This window comes from Microbacterium yannicii PS01 (assembly GCF_000304335.1).
Classification (GTDB): Bacteria; Actinomycetota; Actinomycetes; order Actinomycetales; family Microbacteriaceae; genus Microbacterium; species Microbacterium yannicii_A.
On sequence record NZ_CAJF01000026.1, the window covers coordinates 36215 to 60469 of the forward strand.

Here is a 24255-nt window from a genome sequence, read left to right on the forward strand (position 1 = left end):
GGTCGGTCACAGGGACCGCGGATGCCGCCCGCACTCCACCCCGCCGCCGCGTCCCGCAGCAGTGCCGACCCAGCCGTCTCGGGAGGGCGGACTCACGGCATCCGGCTCGTGCAGCCGCCGGTAGGCTGGTATCCGTGGCCTCCTCCGAACGCGATGCCCCCTCACGCCCAGGCGCCCCTTCACAATCTGAGGCGCCGGTGAACCCGTACGCCGCCGCCGGGGTCGACACCGCAGCCGGCGACCTCGCCGTCGAGCTGATGAAGTCGGCCGTCCGTCGGACGCACGGGCCCGAGGTGCTGGGCGGCGTCGGCGGTTTCGCCGGGCTCTTCGACGCGTCGGAGTTCAAGGCCTACGACAAGCCGCTTCTGGCGACCAGCACGGACGGGGTCGGCACGAAGGTCGCCATCGCGCAGGCCATCGACAAGCACGACACGATCGGGCTCGACCTGGTCGGAATGGTCGTCGACGACATCGTCGTAGTCGGTGCGAAGCCGCTCTTCATGACCGACTACATCGCCTGCGGCAAGGTCTTCCCCGAGCGCATCGCCGACATCGTGCGCGGCATCGCCGCCGGCTGCGCCGAGACCGGCACCGCACTCGTCGGCGGCGAGACGGCGGAGCACCCCGGTCTTCTCGGAATCAACGACTACGACGTGGCCGGCGCCGCGACCGGTGTCGTCGAGGCGTCGCGGGTGCTGGGCGCCGAGCGCGTGCAGACCGGCGACGTCGTGCTCGCGCTCGCCAGCTCCGGCCTGCACTCGAACGGCTACTCGCTCGTCCGCCACATCGTGGCGGGCGCGGGCATCCAGTACGGCGACCGAGCCGCCGACCTGGGTGTGCACGGCACGACGTGGGGCGAGGCCCTGCTCGAGCCGACCCGCCTGTACACGCGGCCACTGCTGCGGCTCATCGCCGACCACGGCGACCGGGTCCATGCGCTGAGCCACGTCACGGGCGGCGGCATCGCCGCCAACCTCGCTCGCGTGCTTCCGCAGGGAGCCTGGGTCGAGGTCGACCGCTCGACGTGGTCGCCGCCCGCCTTGTTCCGCGTGCTGGCCGATCTCGGCGGCCTCGACCTCACCTCGACCGAGGGCACCTGGAACCTCGGCGTCGGCTTCCTCGCGGTGGTGGCCGCCGAGAAGGCGGAGGCCGCGGCATCCGCTCTGCAGCACGAAGGCATCGCCACCTGGCAGGTCGGCGTCGTTCAGGGCGGCGCGCTGCCCGACGGGGCCGCGGGCCACGGGGACTCCCGACGTCCTCTCGACTCGGCGCCGGCGCGCCGGGCCGAGCCTCAGGACGCGTGGGCCCAGGGCGCCAAGGGCGTCGACGGCGGAGCGGTCCGGCTCGTCGGAACGTACTCGGATCAGCCCGCTCGCTGAGCGCGGTCCCTCACGAAATCGAAGGCAGCGACACGCATGTGCGGAATCGTCGGGATGGTGGGCCGCGGGTCCGTCAACCAGGAGATCTACGACTCCCTCCTCCTCCTCCAGCACCGCGGTCAGGACTCCACCGGCATCTCGACCGCTGAGCGCAACGGCGTGGTGCACATGGCGAAGGCCAAGGGGCAGGTGCGCGAGGCGTTCCGCACGCGCGACATGCGGGCTCTGCTCGGCAACCTCGGCCTCGGTCATGTGCGCTACGCCACGAAGGGCACGGCGTCGAACGAGGAGGAGGCGCAGCCGTTCTATGTGAACGCGCCCTATGGCATCGTCCTGGTCCACAACGGCAACCTCACCAACACGCGCGAGCTCACCGCAGAGCTGTTCCACAAGGACCGCCGGCACCTCAACACCACGTCCGACACCGAGCTGCTCGTGAACGTCCTCGCGAACGAGCTGCAGTCGTCGATCTCGGGTCTCGAGCTCGATCCCGCGCAGGTGTTCCAGGCTGTGACCCGCGTGCACGAGCGGGTCGAGGGCTCGTACGCCACCATCGCCCTGATCGCGGGCTATGGGCTGCTCGCGTTCCGTGATCCGTTCGGCATCCGTCCCCTGATCCTCGGCACGCGCAAACACGACGACGGCCACTACGAGTGGGTCGTCACAAGCGAATCGCTCGTGCTCGAGAACGGCGAGTTCGAGGTCGTCCGCGACGTCGACCCGGGCGAAGCGGTCTTCATCGACCTCGAGGGCAACCTGCACACCCAGCAGTGCGCGACCGACCCCAAGCTCGTGCCGTGCTCGTTCGAGTACGTGTACCTGGCCCGCCCCGACTCGGTCATGAACGGCATCTCGGTGTACGAGGCGCGACTGCGCATGGGCGACCGCCTCGCCGACACGATCGCCAAGTACACGCCGAAGCAGGCGATCGACGTCGTCATGCCGATCCCGGACTCGGCGCGTCCCGCCGCGATGCAGGTCGCCCGCAAGCTCGGCGTCGAGTACCGCGAGGGCTTCTACAAGAACCGCTACGTCGGCCGGACGTTCATCATGCCGGGCCAGGCCGTGCGCAAGAAGAGCGTGCGCCAGAAGCTCAACGCGATGTCGACCGAGTTCAAGGGCAAGAACGTGCTGCTCATCGACGACTCGATCGTCCGCGGCACGACGTCGAAAGAGATCATCCAGATGGCGCGGGATGCCGGGGCCAAGAGCGTCACGTTCGCCTCCGCCGCGCCGCCCGTCCGCTACCCCCACGTGTACGGCATCAACATGCCCTCGCGCCACGAGCTCGTCGCGCACGACCGGACGATCCCGCAGATCGCCGAAGAGCTGGGCGCCGACTTCGTCGTGTACCAGGAGGTCGCAGACCTCAAGGCCGCGATCATCGAGGGCTCGGACCTCGAGGACCTCGACATGAGCTGCTTCGACGGCCGGTACGTCACCGGCACCGTGACCGAGGAGTACCTCGCCTGGGTTGAGGGCTCGCAAGAGAGCTGAGGCTCTCGGGTCGGCTCCATGCGGGCCTGCCCTCGGTTTCCGATCTCCTACGCCTCGGGTTCCTCCTGAAGCGCGCGGACCTCGATCCGGCACTGCAGCGCGGCGGCAGCCTGGGTCGCCCATGCGACCGCCGCGTCCTCATCGGCCGCCTCGATCACCCAGAACCCGCCGACGTACGACGGGGCCTCGACGAACGGCTCGTCCAGCACCCGGGTCTCGCCCGAGGTCACGTCGACGGTCTTGGCGGTCGACGGCGGGTTCAGGCCGCCCGCGAAGAGAAGGGCACCGGCATTCTTCAGGGCGCTGTTGAATTCGTCGACCGCTGCCATGACGGCTGCCAGCTCGGCAGCATCGAACTCCTGCATCGACTCCATCGTCGGCTCGGTCGCGGAGTCGTGCGGCACGGTCAGGAAGTACTGGGTCATGATGATCCTCTCGTCGCGGGGCGCTGTGCGTCGCCCTCACCTACGCGTCGAACGAGCGCGACGGAAATCGACATGGCTCACTGATCAGATGTCTGTCGGGGTCTGGTTGCCGGCTGTTCGGCGTGGCGGTTGCCGTCTTCTCGGGGTCGCAGCGTGGTCGCGCCCTCCTCCCCAAAACCCCGGTCCAGCGGCGTCGGGACGGGTTCTCCACAGAGTGGTTTCGCGCTCTGATCTGGGAAGTTGGATGTCGGTGGCCAGGACCACAATGGGGGTATGAGCAACCCCGCCGACACCCTTGAGCGGCTCGGTGATGCGCTTGTCGCCCTCGTCCAGGCGGCTTTCGATGACGCCGGATTGGCTCGGGCGTCCGACGACGATGTGCTGGCTGTGCTGGCCGCGGCGGGACGGATACGGCGCGGTGCGGATGCGCTGATGACCGAGGCGGTCGCGCAGATCGTGGACCGCGACCAGCAGCAGCCCTATCCGGACCGGCTCACCGCGCGGCATGGGTGCCGCAACGTCGGTGAGCTCATCCAGCGAGCCGCCCGGCTCGCACGTAAGTCGGCGGGTGATGTGGTCGCGGCCGCCGAAGCGGTGGGACGACCTGTGTCGCTGTCGACCGGTGAAGTGCTCCCGGCTGGCTTCCCCGGGATGCGGGCCGCCCTCAGAGCCGGCGAGGTGGGTGTCGATGGGGTGGTCGCGGTGGCGGGGGCGTTCCGAGGATGCGCGATCGGACGAGCTCAGATGCTGGCGGCCGATGAGGAGCTCGCTGCGGCCGCGACGGGGGAGGGAGCGGATGCTGCACCCCCGGCGTGCGCGGATGAGCTGCGGGCGCTCGCCACGGTGTGGGCGACGTACCTGGATCAGGACGGCGCCGAACCTCGCGACGCGATCGCACTCCGCAAGCGCGGGTTCATGATGGGACGGGCACGCGCGGACGGGCTGATTCCGGTGCGTGGCGACCTGCTCCCCGAGGTCGCGGCACAGCTGCAGCGCGAGTTCGACAGCGTCCTCAGCCCAAGAGTCGACGGAGTCCCCGTCACCGGCCCTCGATTCATCGACCAGGCCGACGCGTCTGACTCCGAGGCGCCGGACGAGGCAGCCGCCGACGACCGGACTCGGGCGCAGAAGCAGCACGACGCGTTGGCGGTGCTGCTGACGGCGGCCGCAGCATCCGGGACGCTGCCGGCCCTCGGCGGAGCCGCCCCTACGCTCATCGTCTCCGTGCGGGAGGAAGATCTGGCATCGCGAGCCGGATTCGCGCACGTCAGCGGCTGCCACGAACCGGTATCGATCGCCGCAGCTCGGCACGTCGCATGCGCCGGCGCGATACAACGAGTGGTGCTTGCCGATAACGGCCGGATCGTCTCCATCAGCACCCTGGACCGCATCTTCAACCACCACCAGCGCAAGGCGATCGTGCTTCGCGACGGCGGCTGCGTCATCCCGGGCTGTCATGTCCCAGCCGAGTGGTGTGAGATCCACCATGTCGACGAACATGCCCGCGGCGGGCCGACGCATACCGACAACGGCGCGCTGCTGTGCTGGTTCCACCATCGCACCATCGACACCGGCGGCTGGAAGATCCGCATGAATCAAGGCGTTCCCGAAGTGCGCGGACCTACCTGGTGGGACCCGTCCGGCCGATGGCGGCCCAGCACCACATCGCCCACCCGAAGACACGACGACATCGCACTGCGCACCTGATCGTGCGTGTCGCGATAGCTGCCGGAAAGTCAGTGGTCGTCCGGCCCACTGCCGGCGGGGGCGTCGCCGAGCCGGTCGAATGCGAGACGGATCTCGACGATCGAGTCGTTCTCGACGACGAGCAGCTCGCTGGCAAGGACGGACTACGTGGACTCGGTCTGTTGGAAGTACCAGAGCGCGACCCGGTTCGAGTCGCTCATCCGCGTGTGCTCCGGGGCGGCCGTGAGCACAGGACGGCGCTCGCTTCGCGGCGGCCGGCACCTCCACCCGCCCCATAGGCTTGGGGAGTGAATCCCGCCCCCGCCCGTCCGCTGTGGCAGGGGAGGGCACTCGCCCTCGTCGGCATCGTGGTCTTCGCGTTCTCGCTGCGCTCTGCCGTGGCGTCGCTGTCTCCGCTGTTCGACCACATCGCCGCCGACTTCGAGCTGCCGGCGACGGTCATCGGTCTCATCGGCACGGCGCCGCCGGTCTGCTACGCGGTGTTCGGCCTGCTCACGCCCGCGCTCGAGCGCCGGTTCGGGCTCGAGCGGCTCGCCGTCGCCGCGATGCTGATCGTCGCCCTGGGACTGATCGCACGGAGCCTGGCCCCGAACTCCGGTCTGCTCCTCGCGGGCACGGCCCTCGTTTTCGCCGCCGTCGGCACCGGCAACATCCTGATGCCACCGCTCGTGAAGCGCTACTTCCCGGATCGCGTCGGACTCATGACGACGGTCTTCTCGACGACGATGGCCGTCGCGACGTTCGTGCCGCCCCTCCTCGCCGTGCCGGTGGCGGATGCCTCGACCTGGCATGTCTCGCTGGGGATGTGGGCCGTCTTCGCCCTCGCGGCCGCCGTCCCTTGGATCGGACTGTCCGTCCGGCGGGCGTCGTTCGAGCGTTCGGTCGCAGAACACGAGAGCAACGACATCGAGGAGGCGAACCCGCGCGTCCTCGGGCGCATGTGGCGGATTCCGCTCGCGTGGGCGCTGCTCGTGGGGTTCGCGGTCTCGAGCACCCTCGCCTACACCGCGTTCGCGTGGCTGCCCAAGATGCTGGTCGACATCGCCGGGGTCACGCCCGCCGTCGCCGGTGTGCTGCTCTCGCTCTTCGGCTTCATGGGCCTGCCGGCGTCACTTGTCGTGCCGCTGATCGTGACGAGGTGGAACGCGACGCGCCTGCTGTTCGGCGTCGCGGTCGTGACCGGTTTCGCCGGCATCGCGGGGATGCTGTTCGCGCCAGCCTCCGCGCCCTGGCTCTGGGTGGCGCTGTTCGGTGCGACGCCGCTGCTGTTCCCGATGATCCTCGTGCTGCTGAGTCTGCGCACCCGCACGCATGAGGGCGCTGTCGCGCTCAGCGGTTTCGTCCAGAGCGGCGGCTATGCGATCGCGGCGCTCTTCCCCATCGGCATCGGTCTGTTGCACGACGCGACGGACTCGTGGACCGGTCCGCTCATCGTGTTCGCCGTGGTCGTCGCGGCGGCGATCCCCGCCGGAGTGATCGCGGCGCGGCCGCACACCATCGAGGACGACTGGGAGCGACGTCACGGCGCCTGGTGAGGCATCCGTCCGTCTGAGACGCGCGCCGACAGGCGGCGTCGCTGCGTCGAGAGTTCGCGGAAGTTACGCCTGCGACGATACGGCCGAGGTTTCGTCCTCGTCTTCGTCTTTGTACTCGTCCGCCCACTTGTCGACGTACGCGTCGTCGCTGGGATGGCCGAGCTCGCGCTCGAGCGCCGAGTAGTTCACGTTGTACGTGTCGTACTTCAGCTCTCGGGCGATCTTGGTGTGCTTCGCCTTCTGACGGCCACGCCCCATGCGAGACCCCCTCATATCTGAGTCGCGGGCTGCAGGCGGGCAATCGGCCGCCGCAATCCCGGGCATTCACGAATCCGGCTTCGAACCGGTAAGAGTAGCATTCAGAATAACACGGAGCCCCCTACCCGGCGGCCCCCGGCAGCAAGTGCGCCGAGCCCGAAGGGCGCCAGCGGAAGACTCGGGCAGAGCACGGATCCGAACAGGAGTGCGGACGTATGGCCGATGAGGCATCCGAAGCTGTGAGCGGCTCGCTCGACGACGAGAACCTGCACGGGGCGGTGGTCGTGGGCATCATCCCCGACCAGCCCCTGCGCGTCCTGAAGGAGGCCGCGAAATACGCCAAGGTCCTCCACGTGCCGCTCGCCGTCGTCCACGTCGATGTGACGCGGTTCGTCACCTACGAGGATCCGGACGGCTACGTGCACTCCGCCCCCATCGATCTGAACATCGCCGCCGGCGAAGGGGAGCTGACGAAGGTGCAGGATGCCGCGGCATCGGCTCTTCAGGAATCCGGACTGTCGTGGACCGTGCGTCAGCTCGTCGGCGACCCTGCGATGGCGATCAAGCACTTCGCCGACAAGATCGACGCGCGCCTCATCGTCGTGGGCACGCGCAAGCGCGGCATCGGCGAGTCGATCCGCGAGTTCTTCACCGGGTCGGTCGGCGCGCGACTCGCACACCGCCAGCACCGGCCGATCCTCGTGGTGCCGCTCGGCGAGCCGGTGCCCGACGACGAGGAGATCTGGCCGGCCTGAGCGCCGCGGGCGCGGCCGCGACACAGCCGCACCCCGCGAGAATCCCGAGGGATCCCCGCAGGATGCGGGCGCGGCGAGGGGCGGGCGGGTGAGAGCTCAGCCGCGCAGGGAGCGGGTGACGTCCCGAGCGATGCGGTCGAGCTCCGAGGTCAGGTCGTCCACCATCGAGGAGGCGAGCTCTCCTCCGCGGGCCACGTGCGTCCGCAGGTCGCTGCGGACACGGGCGCGGAACTCGTTCACCGCCGCGTCGGCGCGCTGCAGCTGCTCGCGAGCGAAGACCCGCGGGTCGTCGTCGCGCACCGTCTGCTTGGCTTGAGCCCGCTGGTCGGCCGTCGCCGCGGCGAGATCGGCGCGAAGGCTCCGCATCGCTTCGCGGACGCTGCCACGCACTTCGTCGGCGATGAGCCGCACCGAGTCGGCGAGCCCGGCCTCGATGCCTTCGAGGTCGCCGGCGCGCGAGGCGACTTCGGCGTGTCCCGCGTCGGTGATCGAGTACACGGTCTTGCGACCGTCGACACTCTTGGTCACGAGCCCCTCCTCTTCGAGCTTGGCCAGGCGCGGGTAGATGGTGCCGGCGCTCGGCGTGTAGGTGCCGCCGGTGCGGTCCGACAGCGCCTGCATGATGTCGTAGCCGTGACGGGGACCCTCATCGAGGAGGTTCAGCAGGTACAGGCGGAGGTCGCCGTGGGAGAAGACCGGGGTCATGTTCACCACTCCTCTTCTGCAGAGTCGACGCCGGCAGACGAGTCGACGGCGGGCGAGGAGGCATCCGTCGCGACCGGCGTGCTGCCGGCAGGCCGGCGCAGGACGGTGACGCCGGCGGACACGGTGTTCACGCGCACATCGGCGAAGCTGCCGCTGAGCTCGCCCACCGAGCCGGCGAAGTTGGTCGTCGGTCCGGTGCCGCGCCCAGAGTGCACGGCGCCGTCCACCTGGACGCGACCGCTCACGCTGCGGACCACGTAGTTCGCGGGGTACCCGTCGTCGAGGCGCACCGTCGCGCTGCCGCTGACGGAGTTGAGGTTCACGGAGTGGATGTCGCCGCCCGAGTCGACGAGCATCGCGCCCGAAACGGTATCGATCGTCGCCTTGCGCAGTCTTCCGGTCGCCGCGACGTCGCCCGAGACGCTGTTCGCGCTCAGCGCGCCGACGAGCTCGCGCACCTGCACGTCGCCCGAGACCGCGTTGACGGTGAGGTCGCCGGTGAGGCCGTCGACGATGATGTCGCCCGACACGGTGTTGAGGCGGGTGTCGTTCTGCAGGCCGGCGACGAGTGCGCTCGCGCTCACCACGCCGAGGTTCAGCGCGACCGATCGGGGAACCGCGACGCTGATCTCGGCACGGGGACCGCCCGAGCCGAAGTTGCGGAATACCTCGAGGAAGTTGTCCCACCGCAGCTGCGGGTGGTCGATCTCGACGGTGTCGCCGTTCATCTCGATCCGCAGATCCTTGATGGTGACGCCGTGGACCTCGATGCGGGCGCCGGGCTCGTCGTGGGCGATGACGTCGATCTGACCTCCGACGAGGCCGACCTTGAGCGAACGCACGGTCTCGATGTCGATGACGCGCGTCTCGCCCGGATGGATGATCCACTTCTCCAGGGCCATGGCTGCTTCTCCTGTTTCGGGGTATGGGGTGACGCGATATATCGCGTGCCGCCACAGTAACACGATATATCGCGACTTCGTCATGGGAATCTGCCTGGTAGTTCCCTGATCGCGGATTGACCTTGACACAACGTCAAGATCTAACGTGGTCAGCACGACGAAGAGAAGAAGGAGGCGGCATGAACAGCGATCAGGAGTGGTCGATCCAGCAGATCGCGAAGCTCGCCGGCACCACCAGCCGCACGTTGCGCCACTACGGCGACGTCGGACTGCTCTCGCCGTCGAGCGTCGGCCATAACGGCTACCGCTACTACGACCGGTCCGCGCTCGTGCGACTGCAGCGCATCCTGCTGCTGCGTGAGCTCGGACTCGGCCTGCCGCAGATCAAGGACGTGCTCCAGCGCGAGAGCTCGGAAGCACACGCCCTCGAGAGCCACCTCGCGTGGCTGCGACAGGAGCAGGACCGGCTGGCGCGGCAGATCGCGTCGGTCGAGACCACGATCAGTGCATTGAGAGGAGATGAGCGACTGATGGCAGAGAACATGTTCGACGGCTTCGACCATACGCAGTACAAGGATGAGGTCGAGCAGCGCTGGGGCACGAAGGCGTACGCCGACAGCGACCGCTGGTGGCGTTCGATGAGTGCCGACGAGAAGGCCGCCTGGCAGCAGCAGGTGTCAGACCTGGGACGCGACTGGATCGCCGCCGCCGAGGCGGGCATTCCGGCGGACGGCGAGCAGGCGCAGACGCTGGCTCGTCGTCACGTCGAGTGGCTGACCGGCGTGCCGGGCACGCCGGCGGCGGTCCCCGGTGGAGACGTGAAGGCGTACGTCATCGGGCTGGGCGAGATGTACGTGGCGGACCCGCGCTTCGGGGCCAACTACTCGACGAGCGAGGGCGGCAGCGCCGGAGCCGAGTTCGTGCGTGACGCCCTGCGCGTGTACGCGGAGGCGAACCTCTAGACGCGGAGGCGAGTCTCTAGACGCAAAGACGAACGGATGCCGCGGCCGACATGGCCGCGGCATCCGTTCATTCATTCCGAGATGCGGCAGTGCGTCAGGTTCGGCGGCTGCCGCTGATGACTCGGAACAGGAACGCGATCAGTGCGATGACACCGACGATGAGTGCCACCCACAGGAGCCAGCTCAGCGCGGAGTTCAATCCGCCGACGATCGCGAGAACGATAGCGACGACGATGATGATGATGAGGGCGAGGTTCATGGAGGTTCTCCTTCTCCTTCGCCGATGCGCGGGGTAGCGCACCGGATGCCTCTTGGGCACATACCGAGAGTGGCACCCGCGCAAGGCCGAGCGTAGGGGCTTGACGACATTCCCGCGGCGGTGATAGGTCACACAGCGTTTACTCAGCTAGAGACGGTTCGCGGCGATGTCAAGCCCTGTGAAGGGGGCCGCGGCCAGTCGTAGCGTCGCGTCATGACCACATCTGAGCCGACCGACGGCGCCGCACCCACGGACCCGACCGAGAAGCACCACTCGGAAGGGTTCTCGTCTCAGGAACAGGAGCAGCCGGGTCTCACCGAACCGATGCAGCCCGATCCCGACCACGGGGAGCGCTCCTATCGCGGAGCGCTCCGGCTGAGCGGCAGGCGCGCGCTCATAACCGGCGGCGACTCGGGAATCGGCCGCGCCGTCGCAATCGCCTTCGCACGTGAGGGCGCCGATGTCGCGATCACGCATCTTCCGGAGGAACAGGAGGATGCCGATGAGACGGTCCGCTGGATCACCGAGGCCGGCTCGAAGGGACTCGCGCTCGAGGGCGACCTGCGAGACGAGGGATTCGCGACCGACATCGTCGATCGCACGGTCTCGGAGCTCGGCGGTCTGGACATCCTCGTGCTGAACGCGGCCTACCAGAAGGACCGCGACGGCGTCGACAAGCTCGAGACGGCGGAGTTCGATCGCGTGTTCCGCACGAACATCTACGCGCAGCTGTTCACGGCGCGCGCCGCGATCCCTCACCTGCAGCCGGGGTCGTCGCTCATCGTCACCACCTCGATCCAGGCGTTCAACCCCTCGCCGGGTCTCATCGACTACGCGATGACGAAGGCGGCTCAGGTCGCCTTCGTGAAGGCGCTCGCACAGGACCTCGGTTCGAAGGGCGTCCGCGTGAACGGCGTCGCTCCCGGGCCGATCTGGACGCCGCTCATCCCCGCGACCGGCTGGGACGCCGAGCGTCTCGAGACGTTCGGACAAGACACACCGCTCGGACGGGCGGGCCAGCCGGCCGAGCTCGCGGGCGCGTACGTCTATCTCGCGAGCGAGGACGCGTCCTTCGTATCGGGCGCCATCCTGCCTGTGACGGGGGGCAAGGGACTCTGACGCGAATGCGTCGTCCGCGCACACGCGGATGAGAGAAGGAAGGAGCGGGAGATGCCGAAAGGACGCGGATCGAACCTGAAGGACCGCGACATGTACGAAGAGCTCCGCGAGGACGGGGCGTCGAAGGAGAAGGCGGCGCGCATATCCAACGCCGCTGCCGGTCAGGGCCGCAAGAAGGTCGGCAGTCGCGGCGGAAGCGCCGCCGACTATGACGACCGCACCGTGCCCGAGCTGCGCAAGCGCGCGAAGGAGCTCGGCCTGAGCGGATACTCGGGCAAGAAGAAGTCCGAGCTGATCTCGATGCTGCGCAAGCACTGACGCCGCGCAGGCACTGAGTCTGCTCGAACACTGGGCCACGTCGGCCCGCTGAGCTTGTCGAAGGGCGCTTCGACAGGCTCAGCTGCCGTGCAGGAAACGAGAAGGAGGGGACGGATGCCGAGACTCGCGCGCGTACGCCCGTATGACGATCCCGGCTTCCGCCGTGCGCGGGCCGGGGAGGGGTTCCGCTACCTCGACGCCAAGGGGAAGACGCCACCGAAGCGTCACCTCGAGCGCATTCGCGAGCTCGTGATCCCTCCCGCCTGGGACGACGTGTGGATCAGTGTCAGGCCCGACGGCCACATCCAGGCGGTGGGCATCGACGACGCCGGCCGCCGCCAGTACGTCTACCATCCCGCGTGGACGGCCAGCCGCGACCGTGGGAAGTTCGCCCGCGCGCTCGCCCTCGCCGAGGCCCTGCCCCGCGCGCGAGCCAGGGTGACGACGCTGCTCCGGCACTCCTCGCTGGATCGTGAGCACGTGCTCGCCGTCTCGTTCCGGCTTCTCGACCAGGCCGCGCCCCGGATCGGGGCCGAGCGATATCTCGTGCGCCACGGGAGCCGCGGCCTGACCACGCTGCAGCGGCGGCACGCCACCGTGGACGGCGCCCTCGTGACCCTGTCGTTCCCGGGGAAGAGCGGGCAGCGTCAGCGCCTCGAGATCGACGACGAGGACCTGGCCCGCTCCATGGAGGTGCTCATCATCGGCCGACCCCGCTCGCCGCTGCTCGCCTGGTCTCGTGGACGCAAGCGCGTGCCCCTGACGGGTCCCGAGGTCAACGAGTACGTCCGGTCGCTCACGGGGCAGAAGTTCACGGCTAAGGACTTCCGCACGCTGCGAGGGACGATCCTCGCGGCCGAGGCCCTGGCGCGCATCGGCACCGTCGACACCGATCGCGACCGAAAGCGCGCCGAGGCGCTCGCCGTGCGCGTGACGTCTGAAGCGCTGGGCAACACGCCTTCGGTCGCGCGGGGGTCGTACATCGATCCGCGCGTCTTCACGCGCTACCGCGACGGCAGGCTTCTCGATCTCACGATCGCGCCCGAGTCCGCGATCCGCCAGCTGCTGCAGCCCGGCCGCTGACCCGACCTTCCCGCGGGTAGCGTGAGGGGATGCCGCAGCCGGTCGACCAGCGCACCCTCGGGTACGTCGTGGCCGGCGGCACGCTCGGCGTGCTGGCGAGAGCCGCGATCGTCGTGCCGATGGAGGACGCCGCAACGGTGCCGTGGGTGACCCTCGCGATCAACGCCGTCGGATCGCTGCTGCTCGGCGTCGTCGTCGGGTGGCTCGGCGAGCGGCATCCGCGCCGCCGCGCGTTCCTCGGCACGGGTCTGCTGGGCGGCTTCACCACCTACAGCGCGTTCGCGGTCGAGACGGCGGCCTGGCTCACGACTCCCTGGCTCGCGTTGGGGCTGGCCGCGGCATCCGTCGTCGCAGGCGTGGCCGGAGCCGTGGCCGGGCTCTTCGTGGGACGCCGGATCAGCCGGCGCCCGTTCGTCACCGACGCGCCGGAGGACGCCGAGTGAGGCCCTGGCTGCTGCTCGTGATCGCGGTCGCGGGAGGTCTCGGCGCGGGGCTGCGCTACTGGCTGGACCGCCTGCTCACGCCGTCGACGGGCGGGCGATTCCCGGTGGGGATCCTCGTCGTGAACGTGTCGGGCTCGTTCGTGCTCGGTCTGCTGACGGGACTCGGAACGGCGATCGCGCCGGAGCCGGCGCTCGCCATCGGCGTGGGCCTTCTCGGCGGCTACACCACCTTCAGCACCGTCTCGGTGGAGAGCGTGCTGCTCGCCGAGCAGCGGCGGTGGCGGGATGCCGCGGCCAACCTCTTCGGAACGCTCGCGCTCGCCGTTGCCGGCGCCGCGCTCGGCATCGCCGCGGGCGGGTGGATCGCGGGCGGCTGACTCCAGATCCCGGCATGGAATACTGAAACCGATACATTCCCGTATCGTCGCGGGCTCCCGCATCCACAGCACCACTTTCCCAGCGAAGGCAGCCGTGTCGAACCTCGCCGTCCTGAGTCTCAAGAACCGCGCGCTCATCGCGCTCATCACGATCGTGGCCGCCGTCTTCGGCGGGCTCGCGCTGACGAGCCTGAAGCAGGAGCTGATCCCCTCGATCGAGTTCCCGGCGCTGATCGTCGTCTCGACGTATCCGGGCGCGTCGCCCGAGGTCGTGAACAACGACGTGTCGACTCCGATCGAGACCGCCATCCAGGGGGTGGCGGGGCTCGAGTCCACGACGGCGACCAGCACGACGAATGCCTCCGTGATCCAGGCGTCCTTCACCTACGGCACGGATCTCGCGACGGCCGAGCAGAAGATCCTGCAGGCCATCAACCGCATCGAGGGCCAGCTGCCCGAAGGCGTCGATCCGTCGGTGCTGTCGGCGAGCATCGACGACTTCCCCGTCATCCAGCTCGCCGTCACCGGCTACGACGACGAGGCGACGGTCCAGTCTCAGCTCGAGTCCTCGGTGATCCCCGATCTCGAAGACGTCGAGGGCGTCAACTCCGCCTCCATCGTGGGCGGCGTCGGCCAGCGGCTCACGATCACGCCCGATCAGGCGCGGCTTGCCGAGTCGGGCTTCAGCCAGCAGGCCATCACCGACGCCATGGAGCAGAACGGCGTGCTCTTCCCCGGTGGCGACATCACCGAGAACGATCAGACGCTCACCGTGCAGACCGGTGCGAAGCTGACCAGCGCCGACGACATCGCCGCGCTCCCTCTCGTGCCGACGTCGGCCGAGCAGCTCGCAGCCGGCGAGGTGACGGTCGGAGACGTGTCGACCGTCACGCAGGAGGCCGACCCCGTCACCTCGATCTCACGTGTCGACGGCGAGCCGGCGCTCACCATCGCCATCACCAAGCTGCCGGCGGCGAACACGGTCGAGGTCTCACACGGCGTGCTCGACCTCCTTCCGTCGCTCGAGGACTCGCTCGACGGCGCGACGTTCACGGTCGTCTTCGACCAGGCTCCCTACATCGAGCAGTCGATCGAGACCCTGGCCGTCGAGGGTCTGCTGGGTCTCGTCTTCGCAGTGCTCGTCATCCTGGTGTTCCTGCTCTCGGTGCGCGCGACGCTGGTGACGGCGATCTCGATCCCGACGAGCGTGCTCATCACCTTCATCGGCATCCAGGCGTTCGGCTACTCGCTGAACATCCTGACCCTCGGCGCGCTGACCATCGCGATCGGTCGCGTCGTCGACGACTCGATCGTCGTGATCGAGAACATCAAGCGGCACTACGTCGGCGATGCCGACAAGCTCGCCTCGATCAAGCTGGCCGTCCGCGAGGTCGCGACCGCCATCACCTCGTCGACGATCACCACGGTCGCGGTGTTCCTGCCGATCGCGTTCGTGGGCGACATCACCGGTGAGCTCTTCCGGCCGTTCGCGCTCACCGTCACGATCGCCATGCTCGCCTCGCTGCTCGTCGCGCTGACGATCGTGCCGGTGCTGGCGTACTGGTTCCTGCGCCCGGGCAAGCCGCTCCTGGACGCGAACGGCACCCAGATCGATCCGGAGGCCCCCGACGCCCCGCCCTCACGTCTGCAGAAGGGCTACCTCCCGGTCCTGCGGTGGACGCTGCGGCATTCGTGGGTGACGCTGCTGCTCGCCGTTCTCGTGCTCGCAGGCACCGTTGCAGCGGCGCCGCTGATGAAGACGAACTTCCTGGGCGACTCGGGGCAGAACACGCTCACGGTCACGCAGGACATCGGCCCGTCGCCGAGCCTCGACGCCGAGGACGCCGCCGCCCAGAAGGTGGAGGAGGCCCTCATCGGCGTCGACGGCGTCGAGACCGTCCAGGTGTCGATCGGCTCGAGCGGCTCGCCGCTCCGCGACGCGTTCTCCGGCGGCGGCGCCGGTATCACCTACTCGATCACGACCGATCCCGACGTCGACCAGGTCGCCTTGCGCGAGGACGTGCAGGCGGCGGTCGCCGACCTGGAGGACGTCGGCGAGGTCACGGTCGCCGCCTCGGGCGGCGGCTTCGGGTCCAGCGACATCGAGATCGACGTCACCGCGCCCGACTCCTCGACGCTGCAGGAGGCGACCGACGCGGTCGTCGCCGCGGTCGACGGCTCGGAGGGCATCGGCCAGGTGACGAGCAACCTCTCGGCATCCCTTCCCTACATCGCCGTGGTCGTCGATCGCGATGCCGCCGCCGCCCGCGGCCTGTCGGAGGTCGCGGTCGGTGCGATCGTCTCGAACACGATGCAGCCGCAGTCGATCGGCACGGTCGAGATCGACGACACGTCGCTCACGGTCTACCTCGCCGCGTCGCAGACCCCGGCGACGATCGACGAGCTGCGCCAGCTGCAGATCCCGACGGCGGCGGGCCCCGTCGCCCTCGAGGAGATCGCGACCGTCGAAGAGAGCGAAGGTCCCGCGTCGATCACGACCGAAGGCGGCCAGCGCACGGCCACCGTCGCCGTGACGCCCTCGACCGACGACCTCGCGGCGGCGACCTCGACGGTGACGCTCGCCCTCGAGGACGCCGACCTGCCCGCTTCGGCCGACGCGTCGCTCGGCGGGGTCGTCTCGCAGCAGCAGGACTCGTTCTCGCAGCTCGGCCTCGCGCTGCTGGCAGCGATCCTCATCGTGTACATCGTGATGGTCGCGACGTTCAAGTCGCTGCGCCAGCCGCTGCTGCTGCTGGTGTCGGTGCCGTTCGCGGCGACCGGCGCGATCCTGCTGCAGATCGCGACCGGCGTGCCGCTCGGTGTCGCGTCGCTCATCGGCGTGCTGATGCTGATCGGCATCGTGGTGACGAACGCGATCGTGCTCGTCGACCTCGTGAACCAGTACCGCGAGAAGGGTCTGTCGGCGCACGACGCCACGATCGCGGGTGGCGCCCGCCGTCTGCGGCCCATCCTCATGACGGCGCTCGCGACGATCTTCGCGCTGACCCCCATGGCGCTCGGCATCACGGGCAGCGGCGGGTTCATCTCGCAGCCGCTCGCGATCGTCGTGATCGGGGGCCTGGTGTCGTCGACCGTGCTCACACTGCTGGTGCTGCCGACGCTCTACAACCTGGTCGAGGGTGCGAAAGAGCGTCGCGCCCGTCGCCGCGGCGACGACGGTGGCGATGGCGGCTCGGCCGGCCCGGATGGCGGATCGACGGACGGAACGGATGCCGCGGCCGAGCCCGCGCTCGTCGGCGCAATGTCGGTGGGAGCCGGTGCCGCGGCAGCGGAGGCCGCCGCGTTCGAGACGCGCCGGGAGCGCCGCGCCCGCGAGTTGAACGGCGCGGCGGTGCTCGCGACCACCGACGTGCCGTCGCTCGAGGAGGGCCCCGATGTGGAGGTCCCGGTCGGCGCCGGGAACGACGCCGGCGACGAGCGCGGTGCCGAGGCAGCGGCGTCCGCGGTCGATGAGCCCGTGATCGAGCAGGCCCCTGACGTCGAGGTCGCTTCCGACGCGAGCGCACCGGACGGTGCGCGCGAGGCGGCGGAGCCCGAGGCCCGGGCCGAGGCCCCGGTCGATGTCCGCCCGGCGGTCATCGACGCGGTTCCCGAGGCGTCGGCGGATGATCGCGAAGATGCCCCGGACGGCCCTGCCGAGCCGCAGGCCGACGCCGGTGACCCCGAAACCGGTGATGCCGAGACCGGCGAGCCCGAGCCCGAGACGGGTCACGAGGGTGAGACCGCGGACGCGCCCGAGCCGGAATCCGGGGTCGCGCCGGCCTCCGACTCAGACGAGGCGGAACCGGACAGCGGGCACGGTCACGACGGGCACGGTCACGACGGGCACGGTCACGACGGGCACGGGCACGACGGGCACGGTCACGACGGGCACGATCAGGACGAGCACCGGCAAGACTGAGCCCGCAGGGCGCGGGGGATCACGGATGCCGGTGGCCCCGGCATCCGGTCTCGTCAGGCGGCGCGCTGCAGCCAGGGACGGAGCGCCCTGGTGACCCACGGCAGCACCGCGTAGGTCATGACGGGCGTCAGCAGCAGCGTCGCGAGAAGGACGCGGAAGACGAGTGGCCAGTCGCCGAAGCCCGGGACGAAGCCGAGAAGCCACGACGCGAGCAGATTGGTCGGGAAGAAGCCGAGCCAGATCGTGACGGCCTGCTTCCACCGAGGCGGCGCGGCCGGGATGGGCTGCTGGATCGGGCCGGTCGACGTCGTCCCGTCGCCGAGAGTGCGAGTCTCGACGGCCGTGGCGAAGGAGGCGTCGAACCAGCCTTCGATGCCGGTGCGGCGCTCGACACGGACCTCGCTCGCGAAAGCGCGGCCCGACTCGAGCCACCACGCGCGCTGCGACGACTGCTCCCAGTCCTCGAGCGTCGGGATGTCGCGGAAGCGGTAGAGCATGTACCAGAGGTCGCTTCCTTCGCCCGCGCGGACCCAGCCCGAGCCGAGGAAGCCAGGGAATCCGGTCGCGAGGTCAGTGCCGGCCTGCATCCAGCTCGTGGCTTCGGCGGTGCGGGACGGGTTGATGCGTCGTTCGATTGCGACGGTGATGGGGTGGGCCACGGGTTCTGCCATGTGGTCCATTCTCGGGTCACCGAGTGCGGGCGGCCTGACGCGGCGACGATCGCGGGACGGCGCGGCAGCACGCGTGCCGGGCGCGGTCGTGCGGTCCGGGGATGCGGCATCACGCTCTCGTCATGGGAGACAGCGGAGGAATACGACAGCGCACGCGGCAGGCACAGCAGCCAGATGCCCATCGAGACGAACGCGACGAACTCGAACAGCGCGAGCGTGATGAACCCTGCCGTCAGCAGCACCATCCCGACCGTGAGCAGGCAGACACAGAACATCGTCGCGCGACGGAACCGACGGCTGCGGCCGGGTAAGGCGAGTCCCGTCGACACGATCGCGAGGAACGACAGCCCCAGGCCGGTTGCGATCAGGTCGTGCATCACCGAGCTGACCGGGATCGGCACCAGACCGACCGCCGTCAGGTGCAGGCCTGCCGAGACGATCGCGGCGCGGAAGGCCAGCCGCGTGCGGCGGCCGGTCGCAGCAGGCAGAGCGAGCGAGACGAAGACGCCATAGGCGGCGAGGAAGAAGCCCGAGAAGAGCACGGTGGCGTTGAAGGCTCGACCTGAGAAATCCGAATACGTCCCGAGCTGCGAGAAGTGCAGGCTCCACCACATTCCGTCGCGCGTCGTGAGCACGGCCAGGAGGACGCCCAGCGGCAGCGAAAGCACCGCGAGGCGGCCGACGCGATGCGCGGCGGCAGCATGACGGACGGCCGTGGCCGCCGCATCCAGCGCCGCATCGACGGCCTCCGAGGCCGCATGGGCGGCGTCGGCGGCGACGTGAGCCGCGTCGGAAGCGGCGTGCGCGGCCGACTCGAACGCCACGTGGGCGGCATCCGCGGCCGAGGTGAGAACGGACCGCGGCTCGGTGACGACACGGTGCTCGGGCTCCGATGAGCGCTCGACGAAGGGCAGGGTCGACGAAGAAGGTGGTGCGATTGCTGCGTCGGAAAGGGTCGCGGAAGACATTCGATTCACGATCGGTTCTGTGGGCGAACCCCCTTGCGACGAGCCGTCCCCCAGTCGGACCCATCACCAGGGTCCGCCGCGTACGGCAACAAAATTCCCCAGTTCAGCGGCAAGCCGCTGGTCAAACAGTATCGCCCTAAACAGGGAACGCGCTGGTCGGATGTGATTCGCCGCGCTCAGCGACCACGCAGACGAGCCCGGTAAGGTGGAGAGAGTCGGCTCTGGACACCGCGTGACGCGGATGGGTTTGTGAGTTCAAGGGGCCGATGGTCAGGGCGATTCCGCCTCGACGACCATCAATCGAATGGCCCCCGGCCGACGGTAGTCCGGGTACTCCCTGCCGTGTGCGACGCGCACATCGGCCCTCTGCGGAGCGCTGTTCTCGCGAACAACCCAGGAAGACACCCATGCCCAAGAACAAGAAGCCCGCCGGCGGACGCGCCGCCAAGAACTTCGAGCCGCGCTACGGCGCCAAGACGAGCTACCAGGACCGCAAGCGCCGTCCGGGGGAGTCCTCGGAAGGCAAGCCGGGCAGCAAGAGCCCGACGCACCGCGGACACCGCGTGGAATCCGTGGATGCCGCCCCGAAGCGTCGCTGGAGCGCGCAGGAGAAGGTCGGCCGGGACGAAGCACGCGGCATCCGCACGCACGCACACGACGATCGTCCCCGTCGGGACGACCGCCCGGCCCGTTCGTACGACGATCGTCCTGCTCGTTCCTACGACGACCGTCCTCGGCGCGACGACCGCCCCGCTCGCTCGTACGACGACCGTCCCCGCCGCGACGACCGCCAGGCTCGCTCGTACGGCGACCGGCCCGCTCGTTCGTACGATGACCGTCCCCGCCGGGATGATCGTCCGGCTCGTTCGTACGATGAGCGGCCCGCTCGTTCGTACGATGACCGTCCCCGTCGGGATGACCGTTCCGCCCGTTCATACGATGACCGGCCGCGTCGGGATGCCGGGGACCGCGGTGCCCGCGATGCCGGTGCCCCGCGGCTCGACCGTGTCGACCGCGACAACCGTCGGTCGTTCGGCGACGCGCGTCCGTCCTACCGGGGCGACGACCGCCGCTCCTCGTCTTCGGACCGCGGCACCCGCTCGTATGACCGTCCGGCGCGTTCGTTCGAGGACCGTCCGCGTCGCGACAGCGGCGACCGGCCGCGCCGGGATGATCGTCCGGCTCGTTCGTTCGATGACCGGCCGCGTCGGGATGACCGTCCGGCTCGTTCGTTCGACGACCGGCCGCGTCGGGATGACCGTCCGGCTCGTTCGTTCGACGACCGTCCCCGCCGCGAGAGCAGCGACCGTCCTCGCCGCGACAGCGCGCCCAATCGGTCGGATTGGAACCGCCCGGCTCGCACCGCGGCCCACGAAGCGCACGTAGACGTCGTGCACGAGCGGCTCCAGGCCGAAGCCGTGCAGGCCGGCGAAGTCGAGAACGTGACGTTCGGCGACCTGGGCCTGGGCGAGAACATCGTCCGCACCCTCGTCGACCTCGGGGCGCATCATCCGTTCCCCATCCAGGCTGCGACGATCACGCCGATCCTCGAGGGCAAGGACGTGCTCGCCCGCGGCCGCACCGGCTCGGGCAAGACGATCGCCTTCGGCGCACCGCTCGTCGAGAGCGTGCTGCGCTCGCAGGCAGGCGGGCGCCGTGAATTCGGTCGCTCTCCGCGGGCGCTGATCCTCGCGCCGACGCGCGAGCTCGCGCTGCAGATCGACCGCACCATCCAGCCGATCGCCCGCAGCGTGGGCCTGTTCACCACGCAGATCTACGGCGGCGTGCCCCAGGGCCGCCAGGTCGGCGCGCTCAAGAAGGGCGTCGACATCATCATCGGCACGCCCGGGCGCATCGAGGACCTCGTCAATCAGGGCAAGCTCGACCTCTCCGAGATCCGCATTGCGGTGCTCGACGAGGCCGACCACATGTGCGAGCTCGGCTTCCTCGAGCCGGTGCAGCGCATCCTCCGTCACACGGCCGACGGCAGCCAGAAGCTGCTGTTCTCGGCGACGCTCGACCGCGAGGTCGCCTCGCTGGTCGACGAGTTCCTCGTCGAGCCCGCCGTCTACGAGGTCGCCGGCGAAGATCAGGACTCCGGGACGATCGATCACCGAGTGCTCGTCATCGACCACCGCGACAAGACCGAGATCCTGACGTCTCTCGTCGACCGCGACGGGAAGACGCTCGTCTTCGCCCGCACGCGGGCGTTCGCCGAGATGCTCGCCGAGCAGCTCGACGATGCCGGCATCCGTGCGCTCGCCCTCCACGGCGACCTCAACCAGGCCAAGCGCACGCGCAACCTCGAGCGGCTCACATCGGGCCGCGTCCAGGTGCTGGTGGCGACGGATGTCGCCGCGCGCGGCATCCACGTCGACGACATCGACCTCGTGGTCCAGGCCGACGCCCCCGACGAGTACAAGACGTATCTGCACCGCTCGGGTCGCACCGGTCGTGCCGGTCGTCAGGGAACCGTGGTGACGCTCATCACCCGCCAGCGCCGCCGCAAGATGACCGAGCTGCTCGAGCGCGCCGAGATCGACGCGCCGTTCGACGAGGTCCGTCCGGGTGACGACGTCGTGGAGTCGCTGCGCCAGGCGCAGTGACCCCCGACGCGCGGTCACGCATAGCCACGCGGCCGCCGAGCCCGCCGAAGCGACTTTCGGCGGGCTCCGCAGACACCTAGGCGGCCGCGAACTCCTCGAGCAGCTCGGCTGCGCGCGGCGCCCCGCCGAGAGAGTTCAGCTGCGTCGCGACGCGGGCCGCCGCGTCCCGGAACGACGGATCAGAGGTGACGCGCGCGAACGCGCGCGCCAACTGAGCGGACGACGGCGTGCCTGTGCGCAGGTTCACGCCCGCACCCGCCCACGCGACCCGGGCGGCGATCTCGGGCTTGTCGAGGTCACCACCGGCGATGACCAACGGGATGCCGTGGGCGAGGGCCGCGAGCGTGCTGCCCCAGCCGCCGTTGGTGATCATGACGTCAGAGCGAGGCAGCAGTTCTGCGTACGGCAGGAACCCGCCGACGCGCGTGTTCGACGGCACGGGGAAGGGCAGCTCGTCGCGGCCAGGGACGCCGGTCGAGACCACCAGAAGCAGGTCGTCCCGATCGCCGAGGGCGTCGAGTGCCGGACGGATCAGGTCGGCGGGGTCGATGTTCTGCGTGCCCTGCGTGATGTGCACGACCGTGCGGCCGTCGAGGTCGCCCCACCACGTGGGCAGATCCGCCGGCCCGGCACGCGATGCCAGCTGCCCGACGAACCGCACGCGGTCAGGGTGGCCGCGGCGCTCATAGTCCAGAAGCGGGCATCCGCTCGCCACGACGAGACGCGCGGAGAAGACCGCCTTCTCGAAGGTGAGGTTCGCCGGGGGCAGTCCCGCCTCGGCGCGCGCCCGGGCCAGCGGTGCCGTCAGCGGACGACTGAGGAGCGGTACGGCCGCCCGCAGCAGTGCGTCCCTGCTCTTCGTGACGACGTTGCGCCCCGGCGTCAGACCGAGCCCGCTCGGCGGGCCGTGCGTGACGGCGATGTTGAGGGGCAGAATCGCGACCGTGGCAGCCGGACAGGCCCTCAACTCGGCGAACACGACGACGCCCACGGACGTCTCGTCGGCGGCGATCGCATCCCACGGTTCGCGATCGAACTCGGCGGCAAGGTCGCGCGCCTGGGCCGGGGCGGTCGCGATCATGACGTCCTCGAGATTGATGAACACCTGCCGAAGACCCTTTCTCCCCACCAGCCGGGGAAAGGTCGTCGACAGGTCGTTCTCGTCGAAGTCGGGAGCCTCCTGCCAGCCGACGAAGCGGGCGCCGGATGCCTCGACCTTCGCCTGGAACGCCGCTCCGGTGTAGAACCGCACGTCGTGGCCGCGGTTCACCAGGGCCGCCGCCACCGCGCACAACGGCGTGACATGACCGGTGAAGGGCATCGCCGAAAGCAGGAACCGGGTCATGGACGACATCGTGCCCCACTCGGAGTCTCGGGGACAGAGGATCCGCAATGCGGAGCGTGCCTGGATCAGACTGCGCGCGGCATGCCGATCGCCGCGATGAGCCCGGGCTCGGCGCCGAGAGCCCGCAGTCGTGAGCGCAGAGCTGTGGACGCGCGCCCGTACGGCTCGGCACTCGAGTACAGCAGGGATCGGGTGTTCGCGGCCTCGAGGAACGACACGAACTCGAAGGTCAGCTGCCGGGCGTCATCGAGCGCGGGCAGCTGACCGGCTGCGAGCGCGTACTCGATGCTCGCGGTGAGATAGTCCTCCCACTCCGAGCTCGCGGCGATGATCGCGTCGCGCACGGCGCCGGGCTTGGAGTCGTACTCGACGGACGTCGCCGCGAAGAAGCAGCCCCCGCGGAACACACGATCCCGCGAGTAGTCGAGCCAGTTGGTGAGCAGCACGCACACGCGCGACAGCCCCCGCTCGGTCTCGGCCCGGGCGGGCGCGACCACGGTGTCGATGAAGATCTCGCGCGCTGCCGCGACCACAGCCAGCTGCAGTTGCTCCTTCGAGCCGAACAGGGTCGCAACGCCGCTCTTGCTGTGGCCCGCGGCATCGGCCAGCCGTCCGATCGTGAGCCCGTCGAGACCGTCGACCGACGCGGTGTCGACCGCGTGCGCAAGGATGCCGCGACGCGACTCGTCACCTCGCAGTCGACGCCCGTCGATCGATGCTTGTGCCACAGGCCCAGGTTACCGTACGATCGTTCGTATACATACGTACGATCGTTCGTACACTTGACGAGCAGGAGCATCATGGACCTTCCCAGAATTCTCGCCGGCGGCGCGGTGCGCGCGGCGGGAACGATCTCCCCGCGGCTCGGAGCCGCCGTCGCGCTTCCGATGTTCATCAAGGTCTCGCCGCCGAGACCGGTGCAGCCTGCTGAGGCCGCGACCATGTGGAATGCCCGTCGCCGCAGCATCCGCGTTCCGGGGCTCACCCGGCGCGGCGTCGATGTCGTCGTCTACGAGTGG

At 69.6% G+C, this 24255-nt stretch carries 22 protein-coding genes and 2 pseudogenes; 15 read left to right on the top strand and 9 right to left on the bottom strand.

The window, feature by feature from the left end; translation table 11 throughout:
- The first annotated feature begins 257 nt into the window (after positions 1-257).
- Both purM and purF read left to right on the top strand, forming a co-directional pair.
- Positions 258-1379 carry a phosphoribosylformylglycinamidine cyclo-ligase gene (gene purM, locus WYM_RS14205; protein WP_237739425.1) on the top strand — a complete coding sequence of 374 codons (1122 nt, stop codon included), beginning with the start codon at positions 258-260 and terminating at the stop codon, positions 1377-1379.
- A 36-nt stretch (positions 1380-1415) separates the two neighbouring features.
- Complete coding sequence (gene purF, locus WYM_RS14210; RefSeq protein ID WP_019181515.1) at positions 1416-2876, top strand: amidophosphoribosyltransferase; 1461 nt, start codon at positions 1416-1418, stop codon at positions 2874-2876.
- Between the two features lie 47 nt (positions 2877-2923).
- Here the strand turns inward: purF and WYM_RS14215 are convergent, their stop codons facing one another.
- Positions 2924-3301, bottom strand: coding sequence for a YciI family protein (locus tag WYM_RS14215; protein WP_019181516.1), 378 nt, complete (start codon positions 3299-3301; stop codon positions 2924-2926).
- Positions 3302-3574: 273 nt separating this feature from the next.
- On the opposite strand from WYM_RS14215, the gene WYM_RS21195 reads away from it, so the two are divergent.
- Positions 3575-5008 (top strand): HNH endonuclease signature motif containing protein, encoded by a 1434-nt coding sequence (locus WYM_RS21195; RefSeq protein ID WP_019181517.1) that lies wholly within the window; start codon positions 3575-3577, stop codon positions 5006-5008.
- A gap of 287 nt (positions 5009-5295) precedes the next feature.
- Positions 5296-6543, top strand: coding sequence for an MFS transporter (locus WYM_RS14230; protein WP_019181518.1), 1248 nt, complete (start codon positions 5296-5298; stop codon positions 6541-6543).
- A 63-nt stretch (positions 6544-6606) separates the two neighbouring features.
- On the opposite strand, the gene WYM_RS14235 is transcribed toward WYM_RS14230, so the two are convergent.
- Positions 6607-6801, bottom strand: a complete 195-nt coding sequence (locus WYM_RS14235; RefSeq protein WP_019181519.1) for a DUF3073 domain-containing protein — start codon at positions 6799-6801, stop codon at positions 6607-6609.
- Positions 6802-7016: 215 nt separating this feature from the next.
- On the opposite strand from WYM_RS14235, the gene WYM_RS14240 reads away from it, so the two are divergent.
- A complete protein-coding gene (locus WYM_RS14240) occupies positions 7017-7556 on the top strand; it encodes a universal stress protein (RefSeq protein WP_019181520.1) in 540 nt (179 codons plus the stop codon).
- Between the two features lie 96 nt (positions 7557-7652).
- Here the strand turns inward: WYM_RS14240 and WYM_RS14245 are convergent, their stop codons facing one another.
- Together WYM_RS14245 and WYM_RS14250 are read right to left on the bottom strand one after the other, a co-directional pair.
- A complete protein-coding gene (locus tag WYM_RS14245) occupies positions 7653-8261 on the bottom strand; it encodes a PadR family transcriptional regulator (RefSeq protein ID WP_026059828.1) in 609 nt (202 codons plus the stop codon).
- Positions 8262-8263: 2 nt separating this feature from the next.
- Positions 8264-9163: a DUF4097 family beta strand repeat-containing protein gene (locus WYM_RS14250; RefSeq protein WP_019181522.1), complete on the bottom strand. Its 900-nt coding sequence runs from the start codon at positions 9161-9163 to the stop codon at positions 8264-8266.
- A 179-nt stretch (positions 9164-9342) separates the two neighbouring features.
- Between WYM_RS14250 and WYM_RS14255 the strand changes: the two genes are divergently transcribed.
- A complete protein-coding gene (locus WYM_RS14255; protein ID WP_019181523.1) occupies positions 9343-10125 on the top strand; it encodes a MerR family transcriptional regulator in 783 nt (260 codons plus the stop codon).
- 94 nt (positions 10126-10219) lie between these two features.
- On the opposite strand, the gene WYM_RS21995 is transcribed toward WYM_RS14255, so the two are convergent.
- The gene (locus WYM_RS21995) at positions 10220-10384 is read right to left on the bottom strand and encodes a hypothetical protein (protein WP_019181524.1); all 165 of its coding nucleotides are present in this window, start codon (positions 10382-10384) and stop codon (positions 10220-10222) included.
- Positions 10385-10597: 213 nt separating this feature from the next.
- Here WYM_RS21995 and WYM_RS14265 point away from each other — a divergent pair, with 213 nt between their 5' ends.
- From WYM_RS14265 to WYM_RS14290, 6 genes are all read left to right on the top strand, one after another.
- Entirely contained in the window at positions 10598-11503 is a 906-nt protein-coding gene (locus WYM_RS14265) for an SDR family oxidoreductase (protein WP_019181525.1), read from the top strand.
- A 51-nt stretch (positions 11504-11554) separates the two neighbouring features.
- Positions 11555-11821 (top strand): DUF7218 family protein, encoded by a 267-nt coding sequence (locus WYM_RS14270; protein ID WP_019181526.1) that lies wholly within the window; start codon positions 11555-11557, stop codon positions 11819-11821.
- A gap of 114 nt (positions 11822-11935) precedes the next feature.
- The gene (locus WYM_RS14275) at positions 11936-12904 is read left to right on the top strand and encodes a DNA topoisomerase IB (protein WP_019181527.1); all 969 of its coding nucleotides are present in this window, start codon (positions 11936-11938) and stop codon (positions 12902-12904) included.
- Positions 12905-12933: 29 nt separating this feature from the next.
- A complete protein-coding gene (locus tag WYM_RS14280; protein WP_019181528.1) occupies positions 12934-13347 on the top strand; it encodes a fluoride efflux transporter FluC in 414 nt (137 codons plus the stop codon).
- Positions 13344-13724 (top strand): fluoride efflux transporter CrcB, encoded by a 381-nt coding sequence (crcB, locus tag WYM_RS14285; RefSeq protein WP_019181529.1) that lies wholly within the window; start codon positions 13344-13346, stop codon positions 13722-13724. Before WYM_RS14280 ends, crcB begins: the two co-directional genes overlap by 4 nt.
- Before the next feature lie 94 nt (positions 13725-13818).
- Positions 13819-17646, top strand: a complete 3828-nt coding sequence (locus WYM_RS14290; protein WP_019181530.1) for an efflux RND transporter permease subunit — start codon at positions 13819-13821, stop codon at positions 17644-17646.
- A gap of 53 nt (positions 17647-17699) precedes the next feature.
- Here WYM_RS14290 and WYM_RS14295 read toward each other — a convergent pair whose 3' ends face one another.
- A complete protein-coding gene (locus tag WYM_RS14295; protein WP_019181531.1) occupies positions 17700-18326 on the bottom strand; it encodes an antibiotic biosynthesis monooxygenase in 627 nt (208 codons plus the stop codon).
- A gap of 209 nt (positions 18327-18535) precedes the next feature.
- Positions 18536-18931, bottom strand: a pseudogene (locus WYM_RS22545) (hypothetical protein); the annotation flags it as partial.
- Here WYM_RS22545 and WYM_RS14305 point away from each other — a divergent pair.
- Together WYM_RS14305 and WYM_RS14310 are read left to right on the top strand one after the other, a co-directional pair.
- Positions 18914-19213, top strand: a complete 300-nt coding sequence (locus tag WYM_RS14305) for a hypothetical protein (protein ID WP_019181533.1) — start codon at positions 18914-18916, stop codon at positions 19211-19213. The pseudogene WYM_RS22545 and the gene WYM_RS14305 sit on opposite strands and share 18 nt — an antisense overlap.
- 479 nt (positions 19214-19692) lie before the next feature.
- The gene (locus tag WYM_RS14310; protein WP_019181534.1) at positions 19693-21891 is read left to right on the top strand and encodes a DEAD/DEAH box helicase; all 2199 of its coding nucleotides are present in this window, start codon (positions 19693-19695) and stop codon (positions 21889-21891) included.
- 76 nt (positions 21892-21967) lie between these two features.
- On the opposite strand, the gene WYM_RS21200 is transcribed toward WYM_RS14310, so the two are convergent.
- Both WYM_RS21200 and WYM_RS14320 read right to left on the bottom strand, forming a co-directional pair.
- On the bottom strand, positions 21968-23236 hold the full coding sequence (locus WYM_RS21200) for a glycosyltransferase (protein WP_019181535.1): 1269 nt from the start codon (positions 23234-23236) through the stop codon (positions 21968-21970).
- Between the two features lie 65 nt (positions 23237-23301).
- A complete protein-coding gene (locus WYM_RS14320) occupies positions 23302-23964 on the bottom strand; it encodes a TetR/AcrR family transcriptional regulator (RefSeq protein WP_019181536.1) in 663 nt (220 codons plus the stop codon).
- Between the two features lie 72 nt (positions 23965-24036).
- Here WYM_RS14320 and WYM_RS14325 point away from each other — a divergent pair.
- Positions 24037-24255 (top strand): annotated as a pseudogene (locus WYM_RS14325) (hypothetical protein); the annotation flags it as partial.

Excerpts from the sequence above, each read along its gene's own strand:
- WYM_RS14250 (WP_019181522.1), bottom strand. The coding sequence starts at position 9,163 with ATGGCCCTGGAGAAGTGGATCATCCATCCGGGCGAGACGCGCGTCATC.
- WYM_RS14265 (WP_019181525.1), top strand. The coding sequence starts at position 10,598 with ATGACCACATCTGAGCCGACCGACGGCGCCGCACCCACGGACCCGACC.
- WYM_RS14295 (WP_019181531.1), bottom strand. The coding sequence starts at position 18,326 with ATGGACCACATGGCAGAACCCGTGGCCCACCCCATCACCGTCGCAATC.
- WYM_RS14245 (WP_026059828.1), bottom strand. The coding sequence starts at position 8,261 with ATGACCCCGGTCTTCTCCCACGGCGACCTCCGCCTGTACCTGCTGAAC.
- WYM_RS14310 (WP_019181534.1), top strand. The coding sequence starts at position 19,693 with ATGCCCAAGAACAAGAAGCCCGCCGGCGGACGCGCCGCCAAGAACTTC.
- WYM_RS21200 (WP_019181535.1), bottom strand. The coding sequence starts at position 23,236 with ATGACCCGGTTCCTGCTTTCGGCGATGCCCTTCACCGGTCATGTCACG.
- WYM_RS14215 (WP_019181516.1), bottom strand. The coding sequence starts at position 3,301 with ATGACCCAGTACTTCCTGACCGTGCCGCACGACTCCGCGACCGAGCCG.
- WYM_RS21195 (WP_019181517.1), top strand. The coding sequence starts at position 3,575 with ATGAGCAACCCCGCCGACACCCTTGAGCGGCTCGGTGATGCGCTTGTC.
- WYM_RS14280 (WP_019181528.1), top strand. The coding sequence starts at position 12,934 with ATGCCGCAGCCGGTCGACCAGCGCACCCTCGGGTACGTCGTGGCCGGC.
- WYM_RS21995 (WP_019181524.1), bottom strand. The coding sequence starts at position 10,384 with ATGAACCTCGCCCTCATCATCATCATCGTCGTCGCTATCGTTCTCGCG.
- WYM_RS14270 (WP_019181526.1), top strand. The coding sequence starts at position 11,555 with ATGCCGAAAGGACGCGGATCGAACCTGAAGGACCGCGACATGTACGAA.
- WYM_RS14240 (WP_019181520.1), top strand. The coding sequence starts at position 7,017 with ATGGCCGATGAGGCATCCGAAGCTGTGAGCGGCTCGCTCGACGACGAG.
- purF (WP_019181515.1), top strand. The coding sequence starts at position 1,416 with ATGTGCGGAATCGTCGGGATGGTGGGCCGCGGGTCCGTCAACCAGGAG.
- WYM_RS14255 (WP_019181523.1), top strand. The coding sequence starts at position 9,343 with ATGAACAGCGATCAGGAGTGGTCGATCCAGCAGATCGCGAAGCTCGCC.
- WYM_RS14235 (WP_019181519.1), bottom strand. The coding sequence starts at position 6,801 with ATGGGGCGTGGCCGTCAGAAGGCGAAGCACACCAAGATCGCCCGAGAG.
- WYM_RS14275 (WP_019181527.1), top strand. The coding sequence starts at position 11,936 with ATGCCGAGACTCGCGCGCGTACGCCCGTATGACGATCCCGGCTTCCGC.
- purM (WP_237739425.1), top strand. The coding sequence starts at position 258 with ATGAAGTCGGCCGTCCGTCGGACGCACGGGCCCGAGGTGCTGGGCGGC.